This is a genomic window from Shimia sp. FJ5, assembly GCF_032918335.1.
GTDB lineage: Bacteria > Pseudomonadota > Alphaproteobacteria > Rhodobacterales > Rhodobacteraceae > Shimia > Shimia aestuarii_A.
On the sequence record NZ_JAWJUV010000001.1, the window covers coordinates 1 to 17317 of the forward strand.

General features: G+C 59.3%; 29 protein-coding genes and 1 pseudogene. 28 read left to right on the plus strand and 2 right to left on the minus strand.

The features are described 5' to 3' along the window. The 12 genes and pseudogenes from tuf to R1W01_RS00060 all read left to right on the plus strand — a co-directional run. Nucleotides 1-303, plus strand: a pseudogene (gene tuf, locus R1W01_RS00005) (elongation factor Tu); the annotation flags it as partial. A gap of 155 nt (nt 304-458) precedes the next feature. Continuing rightward, nucleotides 459-1295: a lysophospholipid acyltransferase family protein gene (locus tag R1W01_RS00010; protein ID WP_317275000.1), complete on the plus strand. Its 837-nt coding sequence runs from the start codon at nt 459-461 to the stop codon at nt 1293-1295. Nucleotides 1296-1471: 176 nt separating this feature from the next. Next, entirely contained in the window at nt 1472-1780 is a 309-nt protein-coding gene (gene rpsJ / locus R1W01_RS00015) for a 30S ribosomal protein S10 (RefSeq protein WP_044028221.1), read from the plus strand. A gap of 15 nt (nt 1781-1795) precedes the next feature. Further along, nucleotides 1796-2521, plus strand: a complete 726-nt coding sequence (gene rplC, locus R1W01_RS00020) for a 50S ribosomal protein L3 (RefSeq protein WP_243611554.1) — start codon at nt 1796-1798, stop codon at nt 2519-2521. After that, entirely contained in the window at nt 2518-3135 is a 618-nt protein-coding gene (rplD, locus tag R1W01_RS00025) for a 50S ribosomal protein L4 (RefSeq protein WP_243611553.1), read from the plus strand. The genes rplC and rplD overlap by 4 nt, the downstream gene beginning before the upstream one ends. Continuing rightward, a complete protein-coding gene (locus tag R1W01_RS00030) occupies nt 3132-3428 on the plus strand; it encodes a 50S ribosomal protein L23 (RefSeq protein WP_243611552.1) in 297 nt (98 codons plus the stop codon). Before rplD ends, R1W01_RS00030 begins: the two co-directional genes overlap by 4 nt. Nucleotides 3429-3881: 453 nt before the next feature. Next, a complete protein-coding gene (gene rplB / locus R1W01_RS00035) occupies nt 3882-4724 on the plus strand; it encodes a 50S ribosomal protein L2 (RefSeq protein WP_243611551.1) in 843 nt (280 codons plus the stop codon). 3 nt (nt 4725-4727) lie between these two features. Next, on the plus strand, nt 4728-5006 hold the full coding sequence (rpsS, locus tag R1W01_RS00040; protein WP_243611550.1) for a 30S ribosomal protein S19: 279 nt from the start codon (nt 4728-4730) through the stop codon (nt 5004-5006). A 3-nt stretch (nt 5007-5009) separates the two neighbouring features. Continuing rightward, nucleotides 5010-5390, plus strand: coding sequence for a 50S ribosomal protein L22 (gene rplV / locus R1W01_RS00045; protein WP_243611549.1), 381 nt, complete (start codon nt 5010-5012; stop codon nt 5388-5390). Continuing rightward, nucleotides 5390-6097, plus strand: a complete 708-nt coding sequence (gene rpsC, locus R1W01_RS00050) for a 30S ribosomal protein S3 (protein ID WP_243611548.1) — start codon at nt 5390-5392, stop codon at nt 6095-6097. The genes rplV and rpsC overlap by 1 nt, the downstream gene beginning before the upstream one ends. A gap of 14 nt (nt 6098-6111) precedes the next feature. Further along, on the plus strand, nt 6112-6525 hold the full coding sequence (gene rplP / locus R1W01_RS00055) for a 50S ribosomal protein L16 (RefSeq protein ID WP_243611547.1): 414 nt from the start codon (nt 6112-6114) through the stop codon (nt 6523-6525). A 125-nt stretch (nt 6526-6650) separates the two neighbouring features. Further along, nucleotides 6651-7271, plus strand: a complete 621-nt coding sequence (locus R1W01_RS00060; RefSeq protein ID WP_297756575.1) for a TIGR02466 family protein — start codon at nt 6651-6653, stop codon at nt 7269-7271. A gap of 64 nt (nt 7272-7335) precedes the next feature. Here the strand turns inward: R1W01_RS00060 and R1W01_RS00065 are convergent, their stop codons facing one another. Next, nucleotides 7336-7809, minus strand: a complete 474-nt coding sequence (locus R1W01_RS00065) for a YHS domain-containing (seleno)protein (RefSeq protein ID WP_297756574.1) — start codon at nt 7807-7809, stop codon at nt 7336-7338. A 176-nt stretch (nt 7810-7985) separates the two neighbouring features. Here R1W01_RS00065 and R1W01_RS00070 point away from each other — a divergent pair, with 176 nt between their 5' ends. From R1W01_RS00070 to R1W01_RS00145, 16 genes are all read left to right on the plus strand, one after another. Continuing rightward, on the plus strand, nt 7986-8558 hold the full coding sequence (locus tag R1W01_RS00070) for a TetR/AcrR family transcriptional regulator (RefSeq protein WP_243611544.1): 573 nt from the start codon (nt 7986-7988) through the stop codon (nt 8556-8558). A 212-nt stretch (nt 8559-8770) separates the two neighbouring features. Beyond that, complete coding sequence (locus tag R1W01_RS00075) at nt 8771-8977, plus strand: cold-shock protein (RefSeq protein ID WP_243611633.1); 207 nt, start codon at nt 8771-8773, stop codon at nt 8975-8977. Nucleotides 8978-9247: 270 nt separating this feature from the next. Further along, on the plus strand, nt 9248-9448 hold the full coding sequence (rpmC, locus tag R1W01_RS00080; RefSeq protein ID WP_243611543.1) for a 50S ribosomal protein L29: 201 nt from the start codon (nt 9248-9250) through the stop codon (nt 9446-9448). A 14-nt stretch (nt 9449-9462) separates the two neighbouring features. Further along, on the plus strand, nt 9463-9693 hold the full coding sequence (gene rpsQ / locus R1W01_RS00085; protein ID WP_243611542.1) for a 30S ribosomal protein S17: 231 nt from the start codon (nt 9463-9465) through the stop codon (nt 9691-9693). Nucleotides 9694-9794: 101 nt separating this feature from the next. After that, nucleotides 9795-10163 (plus strand): 50S ribosomal protein L14, encoded by a 369-nt coding sequence (gene rplN / locus R1W01_RS00090; protein WP_005621870.1) that lies wholly within the window; start codon nt 9795-9797, stop codon nt 10161-10163. Next, nucleotides 10163-10474, plus strand: coding sequence for a 50S ribosomal protein L24 (rplX, locus tag R1W01_RS00095; RefSeq protein WP_243611541.1), 312 nt, complete (start codon nt 10163-10165; stop codon nt 10472-10474). The genes rplN and rplX overlap by 1 nt, the downstream gene beginning before the upstream one ends. Further along, entirely contained in the window at nt 10467-11027 is a 561-nt protein-coding gene (rplE, locus tag R1W01_RS00100) for a 50S ribosomal protein L5 (protein WP_243611540.1), read from the plus strand. The genes rplX and rplE overlap by 8 nt, the downstream gene beginning before the upstream one ends. Before the next feature lie 18 nt (nt 11028-11045). Next, nucleotides 11046-11351 carry a 30S ribosomal protein S14 gene (rpsN, locus tag R1W01_RS00105; protein ID WP_243611539.1) on the plus strand — a complete coding sequence of 102 codons (306 nt, stop codon included), beginning with the start codon at nt 11046-11048 and terminating at the stop codon, nt 11349-11351. A 12-nt stretch (nt 11352-11363) separates the two neighbouring features. After that, on the plus strand, nt 11364-11756 hold the full coding sequence (rpsH, locus tag R1W01_RS00110) for a 30S ribosomal protein S8 (protein WP_243611538.1): 393 nt from the start codon (nt 11364-11366) through the stop codon (nt 11754-11756). 10 nt (nt 11757-11766) lie between these two features. After that, nucleotides 11767-12300 carry a 50S ribosomal protein L6 gene (gene rplF / locus R1W01_RS00115; RefSeq protein WP_243611537.1) on the plus strand — a complete coding sequence of 178 codons (534 nt, stop codon included), beginning with the start codon at nt 11767-11769 and terminating at the stop codon, nt 12298-12300. An 11-nt stretch (nt 12301-12311) separates the two neighbouring features. Next, nucleotides 12312-12674 carry a 50S ribosomal protein L18 gene (gene rplR / locus R1W01_RS00120; RefSeq protein ID WP_297756572.1) on the plus strand — a complete coding sequence of 121 codons (363 nt, stop codon included), beginning with the start codon at nt 12312-12314 and terminating at the stop codon, nt 12672-12674. 129 nt (nt 12675-12803) lie between these two features. After that, nucleotides 12804-13367, plus strand: coding sequence for a 30S ribosomal protein S5 (gene rpsE / locus R1W01_RS00125; RefSeq protein WP_243611535.1), 564 nt, complete (start codon nt 12804-12806; stop codon nt 13365-13367). Between the two features lie 13 nt (nt 13368-13380). After that, nucleotides 13381-13569 (plus strand): 50S ribosomal protein L30, encoded by a 189-nt coding sequence (gene rpmD, locus R1W01_RS00130; protein ID WP_050605831.1) that lies wholly within the window; start codon nt 13381-13383, stop codon nt 13567-13569. A 545-nt stretch (nt 13570-14114) separates the two neighbouring features. Beyond that, complete coding sequence (rplO, locus tag R1W01_RS00135) at nt 14115-14576, plus strand: 50S ribosomal protein L15 (RefSeq protein WP_243611533.1); 462 nt, start codon at nt 14115-14117, stop codon at nt 14574-14576. 117 nt (nt 14577-14693) lie between these two features. Then, on the plus strand, nt 14694-16058 hold the full coding sequence (gene secY / locus R1W01_RS00140; protein WP_243611532.1) for a preprotein translocase subunit SecY: 1365 nt from the start codon (nt 14694-14696) through the stop codon (nt 16056-16058). Beyond that, nucleotides 16055-16633, plus strand: coding sequence for an adenylate kinase (locus R1W01_RS00145; protein WP_243611531.1), 579 nt, complete (start codon nt 16055-16057; stop codon nt 16631-16633). Before secY ends, R1W01_RS00145 begins: the two co-directional genes overlap by 4 nt. 84 nt (nt 16634-16717) lie before the next feature. On the opposite strand, the gene R1W01_RS00150 is transcribed toward R1W01_RS00145, so the two are convergent. Then, entirely contained in the window at nt 16718-17146 is a 429-nt protein-coding gene (locus tag R1W01_RS00150) for a BLUF domain-containing protein (protein ID WP_243611530.1), read from the minus strand. Nucleotides 17147-17317 lie beyond the last annotated feature (171 nt).

Genomic DNA, 17317 nt, shown 5'->3' on the forward strand with positions numbered 1-17317 from the left:
AAGCCGGGCTCCGTGAACCCGCACACCAAGTTCGAAGCCGAAGCCTACATCCTGACCAAGGATGAAGGTGGCCGTCACACGCCGTTCTTCGCGAACTACCGTCCGCAGTTCTACTTCCGCACGACGGACGTGACCGGGACCGTTGAACTGCCGTCGGGCACCGAGATGGTGATGCCGGGCGACAACCTGAAGTTCGCTGTGGAACTGATCGCGCCGATCGCGATGGAAGAAGGCCTGCGCTTCGCCATCCGCGAAGGTGGCCGCACCGTCGGCTCCGGCGTTGTGTCGAAGATCCTCGACTAAGCCAGGTTTGACCTGAAAGATCAGAAGGCCCCGCCAAACGGCGGGGCCTTTTCTTTAGGCGGCGATGTTGCCGCAGCGGCAGTTTCGCATTGCCGCGGTTCGTGAATTGACCGATAAGCGCCCGTCTGCCTTTCGGGGCAGGGCAAGCGCATGTCATGACGCTGATTTCCGGGCTGCTCGGGTCTCATGGCTCCACGACCCCTTTGGGGCGCATCCCGCGTCAGGACACCATGACCCAGACTTCCCCGACCCGCGTCGCGCAAGATCCGCTGCCGATCCGCATTCTGAAACGTGCCGTGCTTATCCTTCTCGGACCGCTCTATTTCTTCGTCATCGCCTTTGCGCCTCTCTTCTGCGCGCGGCGTAAAGGGTTTCGTGGCTGGTACTGGCGCAGCGTGAAGCGCGCCTGTTCGCGCCTTCTCTGGCTCCTGAGTATCCGTGTGGAGATGTCCGAGGCCGCCAAGGCCGACCTGGCCGCCGATACCGAGAGCGTCATCGTCATCAATCATCGGAGTCACCTCGATGGCTTTGCCCTGATGGATGCGATCCCTGACGCCAAATGGTTCACCTTTGCCGCAAAGAAGGAACTCTTCGATGCGCGCCTGCTGCGCACTGGGTTCAAAGGCGCAGGGCTGGTCGAGATCAATCGCAAGAACGGCAAGCTGGCGATGGAGACCCTCGGACAGGTGGTGCGCGACATGCCCGCGCGCCGCTCTGTGGTGCTCTTTCCCGAAGGGACGCGCACCAAGACGGAAACCCTTGGCCCGTTCAAGGCGGGTGCCGTGGTCGTTGCGCGGGAAACCGGGCGCACGATCCGTCCCATCGTGATCCTCGATTCTGAGCGCCTCCTGCCGCACGGTCGGGTCTTGCCAAAGCCGGGTGCGATCCGCGTGGTGGTCCTGCCGCCCTTTTGCTGTGACCCCACCGCGTCGGTTGACATGGATGTGGCGCGGTTGCGCGATAGCATGGTCGCGGTCTTCGACGGGCAATGACGGGAAAGGGGCGACAAATGGATTTGCCCCTTGTCACGTCGCATTTGCCCCTGTATAGCGCGCGGGTTCTCTTCAAGAACATCGCGGCGGGGTGATTCCCGCCGTTTGGGTTCGAAGAGGGGTCGCGATGAGCGCTTCTCCTCCTCTCAACTCCAACGCCAATAAAGGCATATGCAATGCAAAGCCAAAACATTCGCATTCGGCTGAAGGCATTCGATTACCGCGTCCTCGATGCATCGACGCAGGAAATCGTGAACACTGCAAAGCGCACCGGCGCGCAGGTTCGTGGCCCGATCCCGCTTCCCAACAAGATTGAGAAGTTCACCGTTCTTCGTGGTCCCCACGTTGACAAGAAATCCCGCGATCAGTTCGAGATCCGCACGCACAAGCGTCTTCTCGACATCGTTGATCCGACCCCGCAGACCGTGGACGCGCTGATGAAGCTCGACCTCGCGGCCGGCGTGGACGTCCAGATCTCGGTTTAAGGAGGGTATAGGAATATGCGCTCTGGTATTATCGCGAAAAAGGTGGGCATGACCCGCCTGTTCATGGAAGACGGCAAGCAGATCCCTGTCACCGTTCTTCAGCTGGACGGCCTTCAGGTCGTCGCTCAGCGCACCACTGAAACCGACGGCTACACCGCCGTTCAGCTTGGCGCCGGTTCGGCCAAGGCAAAGCGCACCTCGCAAGCCATGCGTGGTCACTATGCCAAGGCAGGCGTGGAACCCAAGCGTAAGGTTGCAGAGTTCCGCGTGTCGGAAGATGCCCTGATCGAAGTCGGCGCCGAAATCTCGGCCGAGCACTTTGTCGAAGGCCAGAAGGTCGACGTTGCAGGCACCACCATCGGTAAAGGTTTTGCCGGTGCGATGAAGCGCCACAACTTCGGCGGTCTGCGCGCGACGCACGGTGTTTCGATCTCGCACCGTTCGCACGGTTCGACCGGTCAGTGTCAGGACCCGGGCCGCGTCTTCAAAGGCAAAAAGATGGCCGGTCACATGGGCGCTGTGCGCGTGACCACCCAGAACCTCGAAGTCGTGAAGACCGATGCCGACCGTGGCCTCGTCTTCATCAAGGGCGCTGTGCCCGGCTCGAAAGGTGGTTGGGTCACCGTCAAGGACGCCGTGAAGAAGAAAGCGCCGGAAGGCCTGCCGTTCCCGGCAGCGCTCAAGGTCGCAGCAACCGAAGCACCGGCGGAAGAAGCTTCCGCGGAAGGTGGTGAAGCATGAAACTTGACGTGATCAAACTCGACGGCGGCAAAGCCGGCAACATCGAACTGTCGGAAGACCTGTTCGGTCTCGAGCCGCGTGCGGACATCCTGCACCGTGTGGTCCGTTGGCAGCGCAACAACGCGCAGGCCGGCACCCACAAGGTCAAGACCCGCTCGGAAACCTCCTACTCGACCAAGAAGATCTATCGCCAGAAGGGCACCGGCGGCGCACGCCACGGTGACCGTAACGCGCCGATCTTCCGCAAAGGTGGTATCTACAAAGGCCCGACGCCGCGTTCGCACGGCCACGACCTGCCCAAGAAATTCCGCAAGCTCGGCCTGCGCCACGCGCTCAGCGCCAAGGCGAAAGCCGGTGAGCTTGTCGTGATCGAGAACGCCGACGCAGAAGGCAAGACCGCAGCCCTGGCCAAGCAGGTGAAGAACCTCGGCTGGAAACGCGCTCTGGTCATCGACGGCGCGACCGTGAACGAAGGGTTCCTCAAGGCATCGCGCAACATCGAAGGTCTGGATATCCTGCCGACGATGGGTGCAAACGTGTATGACATCCTCAAGCGTGACACCCTGGTGATCACCAAAGCGGGGATCGAAGCTCTGGAGGCTCGTCTGAAATGAGTGCGAAGGCAGAACATTACGACGTGATCCGCAAGCCGGTCATCACCGAGAAGGCAACCATGGCGTCCGAATCCGGCGCGGTTGTGTTCGAAGTGGCGATCGACGCCAACAAACCCCAGATCAAAGAAGCTGTTGAAGCTCTCTTTGGTGTGAAGGTCAAAGCGGTCAACACCACCATCACCAAGGGTAAAGTCAAACGTTTCCGCGGCCAGCTCGGCAAGCGCAAAGACGTCAAAAAGGCTTACGTGACCCTCGAAGAAGGCAACACGATCGACGTGTCGACCGGTCTCTAAGAGACTGCCTTTCAGGTGAAGAAAATGAAAAGCCCCTCGGTGAGAGCCGGGGGGCTTTTTCGCGAAATGCTGCATGCACGGAATCAAGGCCGATAGGCCGCCGTGCCAGCGCCGTCCCGCCCCCATGGGGCGGCGCTGTTGAGAGGGCGCGCTTCGTTCCGGGCTTTCTCGGATTTGGCGAGATAAACTGCGAGCCTCATCCGTCGCGGCGCCACCCCTCGGGACAGCGCTGGCACGGCTTTTGCCAATAAAACAACGCCGCCTATAGACTCCCCCAAGAACCCCTGCTAAAGACGCCCAATCTCGCGGCCTCGGATTCGTTCCGGGGCCGGTGATTTTTGCAAGCGGGGACCTTCGGGGCCCTATATCACAGGCCACCTTCGGGGGGCTTTAACATAGCCGGACCAAAGACAAGAACCTAAGGTCTGGCACGCTATACGGAAGACAGAAAGCATGGCACTTAAGTCGTACAAGCCGACGACGCCGGGCCAGCGTGGGCTGGTGCTGATCGACCGTTCGGAGCTTTGGAAAGGGCGTCCGGTCAAATCTCTCACTGAGGGTCTGACCAAATCGGGCGGCCGGAACAACACCGGACGGATCACCTCGCGTCGTCGTGGTGGCGGGGCAAAACGCCTCTACCGGATCGTTGACTTCAAACGGAACAAATTTGATGTGGCGGCAACCGTCGAGCGGATCGAATACGACCCGAACCGGACCGCATTCATCGCACTGATCAAATATGATGACGGCGAACAGGCCTACATCCTCGCGCCCCAGCGTCTCGCTGAAGGTGACAAGGTTGTCGCGTCTGCCAAGGCCGACATCAAGCCGGGCAACGCAATGCCGTTCTCGGGGATGCCGATCGGTACCATCGTTCACAACATCGAGTTGAAGCCGGGCAAAGGCGGTCAGATCGCACGCGCCGCGGGCACCTATGCCCAGTTCGTCGGTCGTGACGGTGGCTACGCCCAGATCCGCCTCTCCTCGGGTGAACTGCGTCTCGTTCGTCAGGAATGCATGGCCACCGTCGGTGCCGTGTCGAACCCCGACAACAGCAACCAGAACTACGGTAAAGCCGGTCGTATGCGCCACAAGGGCAAACGTCCGTCGGTCCGTGGTGTCGTTATGAACCCGATCGACCACCCCCATGGTGGTGGTGAAGGCCGGACTTCGGGTGGTCGTCACCCGGTGACCCCCTGGGGTAAGCCGACCAAGGGTAAGCGCACCCGCAACAAAAACAAGGCGTCGCAGAAGCTCATCATCCGCTCGCGTCACGCCAAGAAGAAAGGGCGCTAACATATGTCTCGCTCTGTATGGAAAGGTCCCTTCGTGGATGCTTACGTGCTTAAGAAAGCCGAAGCAGCACGCGACTCGGGCCGCAATGAAGTCATCAAGATCTGGTCGCGCCGCTCGACGATCCTGCCCCAATTCGTGGGTCTGACGTTTGGCGTCTACAACGGCCAGAAGCACGTTCCCGTGCTGGTATCCGAAGACATGATCGGTCAGAAATTCGGTGAATATTCGCCGACCCGTACCTACTACGGGCACGCTGCCGACAAGAAAGCGAAGCGGAAGTAAGTCATGGGCAAGGCAAAGAACCCCCGCCGCGTGGCAGACAACGAAGCAATGGCCAAAGTCCGTATGCTTCGCACCAGCCCGCAGAAACTGAACCTGGTTGCAGCGATGATCCGCGGCAAGAAAGTTGAGAAGGCTCTGACCGACCTGACTTTCTCCAAGAAGCGGATTGCGCAGGACGTGAAGAAATGCCTTCAGTCCGCGATCGCCAATGCCGAGAACAACCACAACCTCGACGTCGATGAGCTCATCGTCTCCGAGGCCTATGTCGGCAAAAACCTGACCATGAAACGCGGTCGTCCGCGCGCCCGTGGTCGTTTCGGCAAGATCGTGAAGCCGTTCTCGGAACTCACCATCACGGTGCGTCAAGTTGAGGAGCAAGCCTAATGGGTAACAAAGTAAATCCGGTCGGCATGCGTCTTCAGGTGAACCGCACCTGGGACAGCCGTTGGTACGCAGATACCAAGGACTACGGTGATCTTCTTCTCGAAGACCTCAAAATCCGTGAGTTCATCAAGGAAGAGTGCAAGCAAGCCGGCGTGGCTCGCGTGATCATCGAACGTCCGCACAAGAAGTGCCGCGTCACGATCCAGACCGCGCGTCCCGGCGTCATCATCGGCAAGAAAGGCGCAGACATCGAAACCCTGCGCAAGAAAATCGCCGCGATGACCGACTCGGAACTGCACCTCAACATCGTTGAGGTCCGCAAGCCCGAGCTCGACGCCCAGCTCGTCGGTGAGTCGATCGCTCAGCAGCTTGAGCGTCGTGTGTCCTTCCGTCGCGCCATGAAGCGTGCCGTGCAAAACGCCATGCGCATGGGTGCCCTCGGCATCCGCGTCAACGTGGCTGGCCGTCTCGGCGGCGCCGAGATCGCACGCACCGAATGGTATCGCGAAGGTCGCGTGCCCCTTCACACCCTGCGTGCCGACATCGATTACGCACATTCCGAAGCGATGACCCCCTACGGGATCATCGGGATCAAGGTCTGGATCTTCAAAGGTGAGATCATGGAGCACGATCCGGCGGCGCGTGACCGTAAGGCACAGGAACTCCAGGATGGCCCTGCACCGCGTGGTGCTGGCGGCCGTCGCTAAGGGAGGCTTGAGAAATGCTTCAACCAAAGCGCACTAAATTCCGCAAGATGCACAAAGGCCGGATCAAGGGCCTCGCAAAAGGCGGTTCGGACCTCAACTTCGGCTCCTTCGGCCTCAAGGCAACCACACCCGAGCGTGTGACTGCCCGCCAGATCGAAGCAGCACGTCGTGCCATGACGCGCCATATGAAGCGTCAGGGCCGTGTTTGGATCCGTATCTTCCCGGACACCCCCGTGACCGCGAAACCCATCGAAGTTCGTATGGGTAAGGGTAAAGGCTCTGTCGACCGTTGGGTCTGCAAAGTGAAGCCCGGCCGCGTGATGTTCGAAATCGACGGCGTCTCGGACGAAGTCGCTCGCGAAGCCCTGCGCCTCGCCGCGATGAAACTTCCGGTCAAGACCCGCGTCGTCGTTCGCGAAGACTGGTAAGTCCGGCGAAAACGCTCCGGCGTTTTCATCGCAAGACACAGAAACCCCCGCCGAGAGATTGGCGGGGGTTTTGCTTTGGGGTATGAGGCCCGCAACGCGCACCGCTATCGAGATCGGAACACCCAATGGCCCAGATCGAATCCCTTTTCGTCACCCGCTTCTACCGCGCCCTGCTTTCCGAGCATGGCAAGCCTGTCGACAATGACGAGCTGATTGCCTCCTGCTACTCCATCGCCGAGGATGATGAGGCGGGCCAGGAATGGTGCGAGAAAGAGGGCTATCCCGGCTATACCTCCTATGCCTCGCTGACCGACCTGCCCTGGCGCTTCCCGATTTTTGCCGACATCGTCGAGGCGCTCGATCTGCACGTCGCCGCCTTTGCCGAGGATCTCGCCTTCAATCTCGAGGACAAGAAACTCGTGCTTGAGGATATCTGGATCAACATCCTGCCCGAGGGTGGCCTTCATACCTCGCACCTGCATCCCCATTCCGTCATCTCCGGCACGACCTATGTGTCGCTGCCCGACGGGGCAGGGGCGCTGAAGCTCGAAGACCCGCGCTCGGCTCGCATGATGGCGGCGCCCGCCCGCAAGCCCGATGCGCCGCGCGAACAACAGGCGTTTCTCTACATGAAGCCCGAGATTGGCGAGGTGTTCCTCTGGGAAAGCTGGCTGCGCCACGAGGTGCCGATGAATATGGCCGAGGATGAGCGCATCTCGGTGAGCTTCAACTACGCCTGGGCCTAGAGCGCACGAAAAGACCCCCGCTGAGTCGACAGCGGGGGCCTGAGGTGACACTGCGAAGGTAAGCTTAGTTCTGCAGGTCGGTCGGTGCTTTGTCTTCAATCTCGGGCCAGTTGTCGTCGGCTTTGGTGATAAAGTTCGCCTGATCGCCCTGCCATTTCTCGTGGATCTCGGAAGACAGGTTCAGGAACAGTTCGCCATCGACGATCTTCCACTGGGTCGGGTCACCGTCGAACTTGAAGCCCATCGCCGTACCGAACGCGCAGTAGCCGCCATACTGGGGCAGGTAGGCATCCGGGTTGGCGTCGAACGCCTCTTTGTGTTCTTTGTTGGCAAAGCGGTAGGTCGCACCGTTGTGGACAGACGTGATCTTGTAGCTACCTTTCTCGGCAGCGCTGTCGAGGAAGTAGGAGACCGGGTCATAGCCCTGCAGCGCGAGGCCGGTGGTCGAGGTGTTCAGCTCTACGCCAAGGGCGAGGGCCGAGGTTGCCAGCGCCAGAGACAGTGCTGTACCGGAGATGAGGGTCTTGAGTGCGTTCATGGGAGGAACTTTCCAGATTTCAGGCCGGGCCTATGGGATATGCCGGCGGTTTCAACAGGTATGTGTTCAGGGCGTGAGTGGCCTTGAATGATTGACAATCTGTAGTTTGGAACCAAATGGTACAAATCAAATAAACTTGAGGTTTTGTTATGTCAGGTATTGAGGGGGCGTCGCGCATGGGTCGACCGCGCGAATTCGACTGGGACACTGCGGTGCGCGGTGCGATGGAGGTGTTCTGGCGTCAGGGGTACAAGGCAACCAACCTGCCAGACCTTCTCGACGCGATGGGTCTCACGCGCGGCAGTTTTTACAAAGCCTTCGGCGACAAAGAAAACGTCTACCTCGCTGCGCTGGAGCAATATGACCGCGAAGTGATCGCGAGCACTGTCGAAATGCTGGAAGGCTGCCACGAGGCGACCGCCAGCGCATGTCTGTCGCACATGTTCTCGGTCGATTGTGATACGCGGCGCGGCTGCTTCCTGTGCAACGCCATTGTCGAGCTAGCGGCCGACAATCCGAAGGTGGCCGAAAAAACCAACGCCATGACCGATCAATTGCGCGCGGCTGTTCAGAATGTCCTGATCCGCTATCAATCGGTGTCGTCTCAGGCGCAGGCCCGCGCTACGGCCGATTTGGTGGTGATCTTGTTCCTCGGCTTCAAGGCGGTTGGGAAATCGGCAACCCCCGATGCCGATTGGGGCCAGCGCCTGAAAGCGATGCTTGGTGAGGCTGATGAGGCCGCGCAATAGACTGCGTGCATTTTGCACCACATGGCGTTGGAAGCACGGTTTGTGCCAAACCCCCTTGTAAAAACCGCGCACTGCCCCCAAGTAGACCGGGCTACCGTTTTTCTATTTCGACCACTGTCTCCCGTTCTTCGGCGTTCAGTCTTTCGATCATGACCGACGACGCCGGGTTGCCGCATAGTGTGGGCAACATTCTATCTATGGAGACTACGGATATGGCCAATGGCACCGTAAAATGGTTCAACTCTACCAAAGGGTTTGGTTTCATCGCACCGGAACAGGGCGGCAAAGACGTGTTTGTGCACATCTCCGCCGTTGAGCGCGCAGGCCTCACCGGCCTCGCCGATGACCAGAAAGTGACCTACGACCTCGAAGCTGGCCGCGACGGCCGCGAGTCGGCGACCAACATCGCGCTTGCATAAGCTGGCTCACGCCTGAGATTTCGAAACGCGGCTCCAATCGGGGCCGCGTTTTTCGTGGCGAAGGGGTGTGCGCAGGTGAGGCAGTAAAACTTCGGATTTCCTAAGTATTTCTGATCTATCCCTTGCCAAGGCATGGCTCACCCCGTATAGAGCGCCATCTCGCGGATTCCCGTTACGGGGATTCGTGTGCTTGTCATTTGTCCATCAGGTCAAAAGGTAACCCCTCACATAACCCAGGGGGCCTTCTGATGTATGAGAAAGGAAGAGGCGATGAACGCCAACGAACTGCGTGATAAAACGCCGGATCAGCTCCGTGAAGAGCTGGCCAACCTCAAGAAAGAATCGTTCAACCTGCGTTTTCAGGCGGCCACTGGCCAGCTCGAGAACCCGGCTCGCATCCGCGAGGCACGTCGTGCCGCTGCGCGTGTGAAGACCATCCTGAACGAAAAAGCCCAGTCGGCAGCCGAGTAAGAGGAGCCAGATAGATGCCCAAACGTATCCTGCAAGGCACCGTGACCTCGGACGCCAACGCCCAGACCATCACCGTGTCGGTTGAACGCCGCTTCACGCACCCGGTTCTGAAGAAGACCATTCGTAAGTCCAAGAAGTATCGGGCTCACGATGAGAACAACACCTACAAAGTAGGTGACTCTGTTCGCATTATCGAATGCGCACCGCGTTCGAAAACGAAACGCTGGGAAGTCGTCGAAGCCTAAGAGTCTCTGAAGAGACTCCTGGCGACGAACATTCCAGTTTGTCGAAACCCTGGGAACACTAGGACACGCATCGTCCGTTCCCAAAGGTCGGGAGAAACCACATGATCCAGATGCAAACAAATCTGGATGTAGCTGACAACTCCGGCGCTCGCCGAGTTCAGTGCATCAAGGTTCTGGGTGGTTCCAAGCGTAAATACGCATCCGTTGGCGACATCATTGTCGTCTCGGTCAAGGAAGCCATCCCGCGCGGCCGCGTGAAGAAAGGTGATGTCCGTAAGGCCGTCGTCGTGCGCACCGCCAAAGAAGTCCGCCGTGAAGACGGCACCGCGATCCGTTTTGATCGGAACGCGGCCGTGATCCTCAACAACAACAACGAGCCGGTCGGCACCCGTATCTTCGGGCCGGTGGTTCGTGAGCTGCGCGCGAAGAACTTCATGAAGATCATCTCGCTCGCGCCGGAGGTGCTCTAATGGCTGCGAAACTGAAAAAAGGCGACAAGGTCGTCGTCCTTGCTGGCAAGGACAAGGGTAAGGAAGGCACCATCGCTTCCGTCGATCCGAAAGCCGGCAAGGCTGTCGTCGATGGCGTGAACATGGCCATCCGCCACACCCGCCAGTCGCAAACCTCGCAAGGTGGCCGCATCCCCAAGGCGATGCCGCTTGACCTGTCGAACATTGCGCTTCTTGACGCAAACGGCAAACCGACCCGCGTTGGCTTCCGCATGGAAGGCGACAAGAAGGTTCGTTTCGCCAAGACCACGGGGGACGTGATCGATGCTTGATACTGCAAACTACACCCCGCGTCTTCGGGCCCTCTACAACGAGACCATTCGTGGCTCGATGAAAGAGGAGTTCGGCTACTCCAATGACATGATGATCCCCAAGCTGGAGAAAATCGTGCTCAACATTGGTTGTGGCCGTGCTGCCGTCAAAGACAGCAAAAAAGCGAAGTCGGCTCAGGAAGACCTGACCCTCATCGCCGGTCAAAAAGCCATGACCACCTCGGCCAAGAACTCCATCGCCGGCTTCCGCGTTCGCGAAGGCATGCCGATGGGCGCCAAGGTAACTCTGCGCGGCGACCGCATGTACGAATTCCTTGATCGTCTGATCACCATCGCGATGCCGCGTATCCGCGACTTCCGTGGTGTGAAGCCGAGCTTTGACGGCCGTGGCAACTTCGCCATGGGTCTCAAGGAACATATCGTGTTCCCGGAAATCGACTTCGACAAAGTCGACGAGAACTGGGGCATGGACATCGTTATTGCCACCGACGCGAAAACCGATGCCGAAGCAAAGAGCCTGTTGAAAGCTTTCAACATGCCTTTCACCGCGTAATCGGGAAGGAAGAGAGACATGGCTAAAAAAGCAATGATCGAACGCGAGAAGAAGCGCGAGCGTCTTGTGGCAAAATATGCTGCCAAGCGCGCCGAGCTCAAAGAGATCGCGAATGATGAGAACCGCCCGATGGAAGAGCGCTTCAAGGCGCGTCTGAAACTGGCGAAACTGCCGCGCAACTCGTCGGCAACCCGTCTTCACAACCGTTGCCAGCTGACCGGCCGTCCTCACGCTTACTACCGTAAGCTGAAGATCAGCCGTATCGCACTGCGGAATCTGGGCTCGAACGGCCAGATCCCCGGCATGGTCAAATCGAGCTGGTAAGGAGGGACAGATATGAACGATCCTATCGGTGATATGCTGACCCGTATCCGCAACGGCCAGATGCGTGGCAAGTCGACCGTGTCGACCCCCGCGTCGAAACTGCGCGGTTGGGTTCTCGATGTTCTGGCTGACGAAGGTTACATTCGCGGCTACGAAGCAACGACTGGTACCGACGGCCATCCGGCCCTCGAAATCAGCCTGAAATACTACGAAGGCGCTCCCGTCATTCGCGAACTGCAGCGGGTCTCCAAACCCGGCCGTCGCGTCTACATGGGCGTCAATGACATCCCGACCGTCCGTCAGGGCTTGGGTGTGTCGATTGTCTCCACCCCCAAGGGTGTGATGTCGGATGCAGCGGCGCGCTCCAACAATGTTGGCGGCGAAGTCCTCTGCACGGTCTTCTAAGGAGAGCGAAATGTCTCGTATTGGTAAACGCCCGGTCGAGCTGCCCAGCGGCGTAACCGCCTCTGTCTCCGGCCAGACCGTGGAAATCAAAGGCCCGAAGGACACCCAGTCCTTCACCGCAACCGACGATGTGACCATCGCCGTTGAGGACAATGCCGTCACCGTGACGCCGCGCGGCAAATCCAAGCGCGCCCGTCAACAGTGGGGCATGTCGCGCACGGTTGTTGCGAACATGGTTCAAGGCTGCACCCAGGGCTTCAAGAAAGAGCTTGAAATCAACGGTGTTGGTTATCGTGCACAGATGCAGGGCAACACCCTGAAACTGTCGCTCGGCCTCAGCCACGAGGTGAACTTCGAAGTGCCGGCGGGTATCACCGTCACCGCTCCGAAGCCCACCGAGATCATCGTTGAAGGCACTGACCCGCAACTCGTCGGCCAGGTCGCGGCAAACATCCGCGAATGGCGCAAGCCCGAGCCCTACAAAGGCAAAGGCATCAAGTACAAAGACGAGTATATCTTCCGCAAGGAAGGCAAGAAGAAGTAAGGACCAGACAGATGGCAAACAGCAAACGGGAACTGTTCCTCAAGCGCCGCCTGCGCGTCCGGAACAAGCTTCGCAAGGTCAACGGCGACGCGAAAATGCGTCTCTCGGTGCACCGTTCGAACAAGAACATCAGCGTTCAGCTGATCGACGATCGCAACGGCGTGACCGTGGCCGCAGCATCGACGCTCGAGAAAGATCTCGGCGTTGTCGGCAAAAACAACATCGAAGCAGCCACCAAAGTGGGTGCGGCGATTGCCGAGCGTGCCAAGAAAGCCGGTGTCGAAGAAGCATACTTCGACCGCGGCGGCTTCCTCTTCCACGGCAAGGTGAAGGCTCTGGCCGACGCTGCGCGTGAAGGTGGCCTGAAGCTCTAAGACTTGAGGGGGACGGCTGTGTCGTCCCCCCGATGATCCGGGAGATCCACCTCGTGGACCTCACCAGGATTGATAGAAAACAAGGCGCAAAGGCTCTTGCCGAACCGCCGAAATCAATGGAGTGCCTCAATGGCAGAACGTGAAAACCGCCGGGGTCGTGGCCGCAACCGCGAAGAAGAAACCCCGGAATTCGCCGATCGTCTCGTTGCGATCAACCGTGTGTCGAAAACCGTGAAAGGTGGTAAACGCTTCGGCTTTGCTGCACTCGTGGTTGTCGGCGATCAGAAAGGCCGCGTCGGCTTTGGCAAAGGTAAAGCCAAAGAAGTCCCCGAGGCGATCCGCAAAGCCACCGAACAAGCCAAGCGCCAGATGATCCGCGTGCCGCTTCGTGAGGGCCGTACCCTGCACCACGACATCGAAGGTCGTCACGGTGCCGGTAAGGTCATCATGCGCACCGCCCCGGAAGGGACCGGGATCATCGCAGGTGGTCCGATGCGTGCCGTGTTCGAAATGCTCGGCATCAAAGACGTCGTGTCGAAGTCGAACGGGTCGCAGAACCCCTACAACATGATCCGCGCAACCCTGAACGGCCTGCAAAAAGAAGCAAGCCCGCGTCAGGTTGCTGCTCGCCGTGGCAAGAAGGTCGCCGATATCCTGCACAAGGATGACGCAGCCGAAGCCGCTGAAGCGTAAGGAGACCTAGGACATGGCTAAAACCATCGTTGTCAAACAGATCGGCTCGCCGATCCGTCGCCCCGCCGAACAGCGCGCAACCCTGATCGGCCTGGGCCTCAACAAGATGCACAAGACCCGCGAACTCGAGGATACCCCCTCGGTGCGCGGCATGATCCGCAAGATCCCGCATCTCGTCGAGATCGTCGAAGAGCGCGGCTAAGCCCCGTTCCTTCGTCAGAAGATTAGGAAAGCCGTCCCTTTGGGGGCGGCTTTTCTCGTTTTGCATGCGGTGCATGGAAACATGCGGGTAGCCATGCGTTTTCCGCAACCCGGGTCTGTGGGATTGGCGTTGGTCTTATTCTGCGCTGCGGCGTAGAGAGCGGCCAACACATCACTCACGCGACGGACCCTTTCCCATGACCGCAGTTTTCAAACCCTTCGCAGCCCTCCTGCGCGACCTCAAAACCTTCATCACCACCGAGCCGGTTCCCCACTGGACCGAGTACCTCAGCGGCCGCGCCAAGAGCTAAGCGAAACTGCCAAGGCGTTTCGAAACGCCTTGCCCGCGAAGACACCAAACGCCCCGCCCATGGTTGGGGCGTTTCGCGTTTCCGCAAGGTCGGGCCGCCCATTGATGAGACTTGCATCACCACCGCCCCTCGTCTATACGCGCCCGGTGGTCAAGCGCCACAGAATCAAAATCAAGAAACGCCGTGGTTGGCCCGTTAACGCTTCGGGGGTCACATCCGGCAAAGGAGAAGCGATATGAAACTTCATGAACTCCGCGACAACGCGGGCGCAACCAAGAAACGCATGCGTGTGGGCCGTGGCCCGGGTTCCGGCAAAGGTAAGACCGGTGGCCGTGGTATCAAAGGTCAGAAGTCGCGTTCGGGTGTGGCGATCAACGGCTACGAAGGTGGCCAGATGCCCCTCTACCAGCGTCTTCCCAAGCGTGGCTTCAACAAGCCCAACGCCAAGAAATACGCTGTGATCAACCTCGGCCTGATCCAGAAATTCGTCGACGCCAAGAAACTCGACGCCAAAGCCCCGATCACCGAAGACGTTCTCGTTGAGTCCGGCCTCGTGCGCCGCAAGCTCGACGGCATCCGCGTTCTCGCCAAGGGCGACGTGACCGCCAAGCTCGACCTCGACGTGACCGGCGCTTCCAAGGCGGCTGTCGAAGCTGTCGAGAAAGCCGGCGGCTCGCTCAAGGTCAAATCGGCCTGAGGCGGCATTAACTGGTTGTGAGCGGCGGCCTCGCCGCTTACATAGCCTATAGTTTTCCAAAGCGCCGCCTGACCGGAAAACGGTTTTGGCGGCGTTTTCATTCGAAGAGAGATCCGCATGGTATCTGCAGCAGAACAAATGGCGGCCAACACAAGCTGGGCCGCGCTTGGTAAAGCCACCGATCTTCGCAACCGCATCCTGTTCACGCTCGGCCTCCTGATCGTTTACCGCCTCGGCACGTTCATTCCCGTGCCCGGCATTGACGGTGTGGCGCTGCGTGAATTCATGGAAGGCGCGGCACAGGGCATCGGCGGCATCCTGTCGATGTTTACCGGCGGCGCTCTCGGGCGGATGGGCATCTTTGCCCTCGGCATCATGCCCTACATTTCGGCCTCGATTATCATTCAGCTCCTGACCTCGATGGTCCCGGCGCTGGAACAGCTCAAGAAAGAGGGCGAACAGGGCCGCAAGAAGATCAACCAGTATACCCGTTACGGCACGGTGGCCCTTGCAACGCTGCAATCCTACGGCCTCGCCGTCTCGCTTGAGGCGGGCGATCTGGCCCATGATCCGGGCATGTTCTTCCGCATCGCCTGTATGATTACCCTCGTCGGCGGCACCATGTTCCTGATGTGGCTTGGGGAACAGATCACCCAGCGCGGCATCGGCAACGGCATCTCGCTCATCATCTTCGTCGGCATCATCGCCGAGGTTCCCGCCGCCCTCGCGCAGTTCCTGTCGCAAGGTCGCTCCGGCGCGATCTCGCCCGCTGTGATCATTGGCGTGATCGTCATGGTCATTGCGGTGATTGCCTTCGTGGTGTTCATGGAACGCGCCCTGCGCAAGGTCCATATCCAATACCCCCGACGCCAGGTGGGCATGAAGGTCTATGACGGCGGCTCCTCGCACCTGCCGATCAAGGTCAACCCCGCGGGCGTCATCCCGGCGATCTTTGCCTCCTCGCTCCTGCTGCTGCCGACCACGATCTCGACCTTCTCGGGGAGCCAGACCGGCCCGATCATGTCGACGATCCTCGCCTATTTTGGCCCCGGCCAGCCACTCTACCTTTTGTTCTTCGTGTCGATGATCGTGTTCTTCGCCTACTTCTACACGTTCAACGTCTCGTTCAAACCGGACGAGGTTGCAGACAACCTGAAGAACCAGAACGGCTTTGTCCCCGGTATCCGTCCGGGCAAAAAGACCGCTGAATACCTCGAATACGTCACCAACCGTATCCTTGTGCTTGGCGCGGCCTATCTCGCGGCTGTCTGCCTTCTGCCCGAAGTTCTGCGCGGCCAGTTGGCGATCCCGTTCTATTTCGGCGGCACCTCGGTGCTCATCGTGGTCTCCGTGACCATGGACACCATTCAGCAGGTCCAAAGCCATCTTCTGGCGCACCAGTATGAAGGCCTGATCGAAAAATCGCAGCTGAGCGGCAAAGGTCGCAACAAGCGCAAGCGCAAGGGAGCGGCACGTCGATGAACCTTATTCTTCTCGGCCCCCCGGGCGCAGGCAAAGGCACCCAAGCAGCCATGCTCGTAGAAGAGCGTGACATGATCCAGCTTTCGACCGGCGACATGCTGCGCGCCGCAAAGGAAAGCGGTTCGGAGATGGGCAAGATCGTTGCCGATGTCATGGCACGTGGCGACCTTGTCACCGACGAGATCGTGATCGGTCTGATCCGCGAAAAGCTCGAAGGCGACAAGAAGGGCGGTTTCATCTTTGATGGCTTCCCCCGCACGCTGGCTCAGGCCGACGCGCTTGGCGAGCTTCTGGCCGAAAAGGGCGAAACCCTCGACGCGGTGATCGAGCTTCAGGTCAACGACGATGTGCTTGTCGACCGTATCCTCAACCGCGCCAAAGAAGCCGCTGCCGCAGGGCAGGCCGCACGCGCGGATGACAACGAGGAAAGCCTCAAGATCCGCTTGATGGAATACTACAAGAAAACCTCGCCGCTGATTGGCTACTACCATGCCAAGGGTGATCTGAAGTCGGTCGATGGTTTGGGTGAGATCGACGCCGTGAAGGCAGAGATTGCCGCCGCGCTCGACAGTTAAGACGCCTCGCGCATCTCGAAAAGACAAAACAAAACCCCCGGCGCTGACCGGGGGTTTTTGTTTTCCTCAACAGAGCGGCGCCGTTTAGCTCGCCTTCTGCCACCGCGCATGGCTCTGGTGGCGCTCCTTTGAGAGCTCCTTCATGAGTGCGATCAGTGCAAAGGCGCTTTCGGCGTCGTTTTCTGGCGCGGTGCGCATTGCCTCGTCAAGCCGGTCATCGTCCAGCCCGGCAAACCCCATTTCCCAATTTCTGAAAGCGCGCTCTTCCGCGTCGCCGCGATAGAAGACGCGGAGCGACAAATGCCGGTCGTCGCTTTGAATGCGGGCCATGGCCGCGTCGATGTCTTCTTTCTTGCCTTCGAGGAGTTGCAGGAAATGCACCGGAGTCCGGATCAGGAAGCCGGTCATTCCGGCGGCCGCATTATTGGCATGCGATTTGCGCAGGATCTCGAAATCGGACGGATGCGGGAAGGTGTGCACCGCGACGCTACCGTAGAGCAATTGATGAGGCATAAGTTGGCCTTGGTCAGTTTATCAGCGCGCGTCGCGGTCACCTTAACGCGACAGACGCAGATCTAAAAGATTTGGTTTATTTATACCAAACAGCGAGGGTGGCAAGTCCTTGCCGCCCAGAGGCGAAGACATGAAAAAAGGCCCCGGCGCAAACCGGGGCCTTCTCTTACT

What these genes read in the sequence shown, in the direction of transcription:
- rpsE (WP_243611535.1), top strand. Translation starts at nt 12,804, where the DNA reads ATGGCAGAACGTGAAAACCGCCGGGGTCGTGGCCGCAACCGCGAAGAA.
- rplF (WP_243611537.1), top strand. Translation starts at nt 11,767, where the DNA reads ATGTCTCGTATTGGTAAACGCCCGGTCGAGCTGCCCAGCGGCGTAACC.
- R1W01_RS00010 (WP_317275000.1), top strand. Translation starts at nt 459, where the DNA reads ATGACGCTGATTTCCGGGCTGCTCGGGTCTCATGGCTCCACGACCCCT.
- rpsH (WP_243611538.1), top strand. Translation starts at nt 11,364, where the DNA reads ATGAACGATCCTATCGGTGATATGCTGACCCGTATCCGCAACGGCCAG.
- R1W01_RS00065 (WP_297756574.1), bottom strand. Translation starts at nt 7,809, where the DNA reads ATGAACGCACTCAAGACCCTCATCTCCGGTACAGCACTGTCTCTGGCG.
- rpsQ (WP_243611542.1), top strand. Translation starts at nt 9,463, where the DNA reads ATGCCCAAACGTATCCTGCAAGGCACCGTGACCTCGGACGCCAACGCC.
- secY (WP_243611532.1), top strand. Translation starts at nt 14,694, where the DNA reads ATGGTATCTGCAGCAGAACAAATGGCGGCCAACACAAGCTGGGCCGCG.
- rpsN (WP_243611539.1), top strand. Translation starts at nt 11,046, where the DNA reads ATGGCTAAAAAAGCAATGATCGAACGCGAGAAGAAGCGCGAGCGTCTT.
- R1W01_RS00145 (WP_243611531.1), top strand. Translation starts at nt 16,055, where the DNA reads ATGAACCTTATTCTTCTCGGCCCCCCGGGCGCAGGCAAAGGCACCCAA.
- rpsJ (WP_044028221.1), top strand. Translation starts at nt 1,472, where the DNA reads ATGCAAAGCCAAAACATTCGCATTCGGCTGAAGGCATTCGATTACCGC.
- rplO (WP_243611533.1), top strand. Translation starts at nt 14,115, where the DNA reads ATGAAACTTCATGAACTCCGCGACAACGCGGGCGCAACCAAGAAACGC.
- rplB (WP_243611551.1), top strand. Translation starts at nt 3,882, where the DNA reads ATGGCACTTAAGTCGTACAAGCCGACGACGCCGGGCCAGCGTGGGCTG.
- rplX (WP_243611541.1), top strand. Translation starts at nt 10,163, where the DNA reads ATGGCTGCGAAACTGAAAAAAGGCGACAAGGTCGTCGTCCTTGCTGGC.
- rplE (WP_243611540.1), top strand. Translation starts at nt 10,467, where the DNA reads ATGCTTGATACTGCAAACTACACCCCGCGTCTTCGGGCCCTCTACAAC.
- R1W01_RS00030 (WP_243611552.1), top strand. Translation starts at nt 3,132, where the DNA reads ATGAGTGCGAAGGCAGAACATTACGACGTGATCCGCAAGCCGGTCATC.
- rplN (WP_005621870.1), top strand. Translation starts at nt 9,795, where the DNA reads ATGATCCAGATGCAAACAAATCTGGATGTAGCTGACAACTCCGGCGCT.
- R1W01_RS00150 (WP_243611530.1), bottom strand. Translation starts at nt 17,146, where the DNA reads ATGCCTCATCAATTGCTCTACGGTAGCGTCGCGGTGCACACCTTCCCG.
- rplP (WP_243611547.1), top strand. Translation starts at nt 6,112, where the DNA reads ATGCTTCAACCAAAGCGCACTAAATTCCGCAAGATGCACAAAGGCCGG.
- rpsS (WP_243611550.1), top strand. Translation starts at nt 4,728, where the DNA reads ATGTCTCGCTCTGTATGGAAAGGTCCCTTCGTGGATGCTTACGTGCTT.
- rplV (WP_243611549.1), top strand. Translation starts at nt 5,010, where the DNA reads ATGGGCAAGGCAAAGAACCCCCGCCGCGTGGCAGACAACGAAGCAATG.
- rpsC (WP_243611548.1), top strand. Translation starts at nt 5,390, where the DNA reads ATGGGTAACAAAGTAAATCCGGTCGGCATGCGTCTTCAGGTGAACCGC.
- R1W01_RS00060 (WP_297756575.1), top strand. Translation starts at nt 6,651, where the DNA reads ATGGCCCAGATCGAATCCCTTTTCGTCACCCGCTTCTACCGCGCCCTG.
- rpmD (WP_050605831.1), top strand. Translation starts at nt 13,381, where the DNA reads ATGGCTAAAACCATCGTTGTCAAACAGATCGGCTCGCCGATCCGTCGC.
- rplD (WP_243611553.1), top strand. Translation starts at nt 2,518, where the DNA reads ATGAAACTTGACGTGATCAAACTCGACGGCGGCAAAGCCGGCAACATC.
- rplR (WP_297756572.1), top strand. Translation starts at nt 12,312, where the DNA reads ATGGCAAACAGCAAACGGGAACTGTTCCTCAAGCGCCGCCTGCGCGTC.
- R1W01_RS00070 (WP_243611544.1), top strand. Translation starts at nt 7,986, where the DNA reads ATGGGTCGACCGCGCGAATTCGACTGGGACACTGCGGTGCGCGGTGCG.
- rplC (WP_243611554.1), top strand. Translation starts at nt 1,796, where the DNA reads ATGCGCTCTGGTATTATCGCGAAAAAGGTGGGCATGACCCGCCTGTTC.
- R1W01_RS00075 (WP_243611633.1), top strand. Translation starts at nt 8,771, where the DNA reads ATGGCCAATGGCACCGTAAAATGGTTCAACTCTACCAAAGGGTTTGGT.
- rpmC (WP_243611543.1), top strand. Translation starts at nt 9,248, where the DNA reads ATGAACGCCAACGAACTGCGTGATAAAACGCCGGATCAGCTCCGTGAA.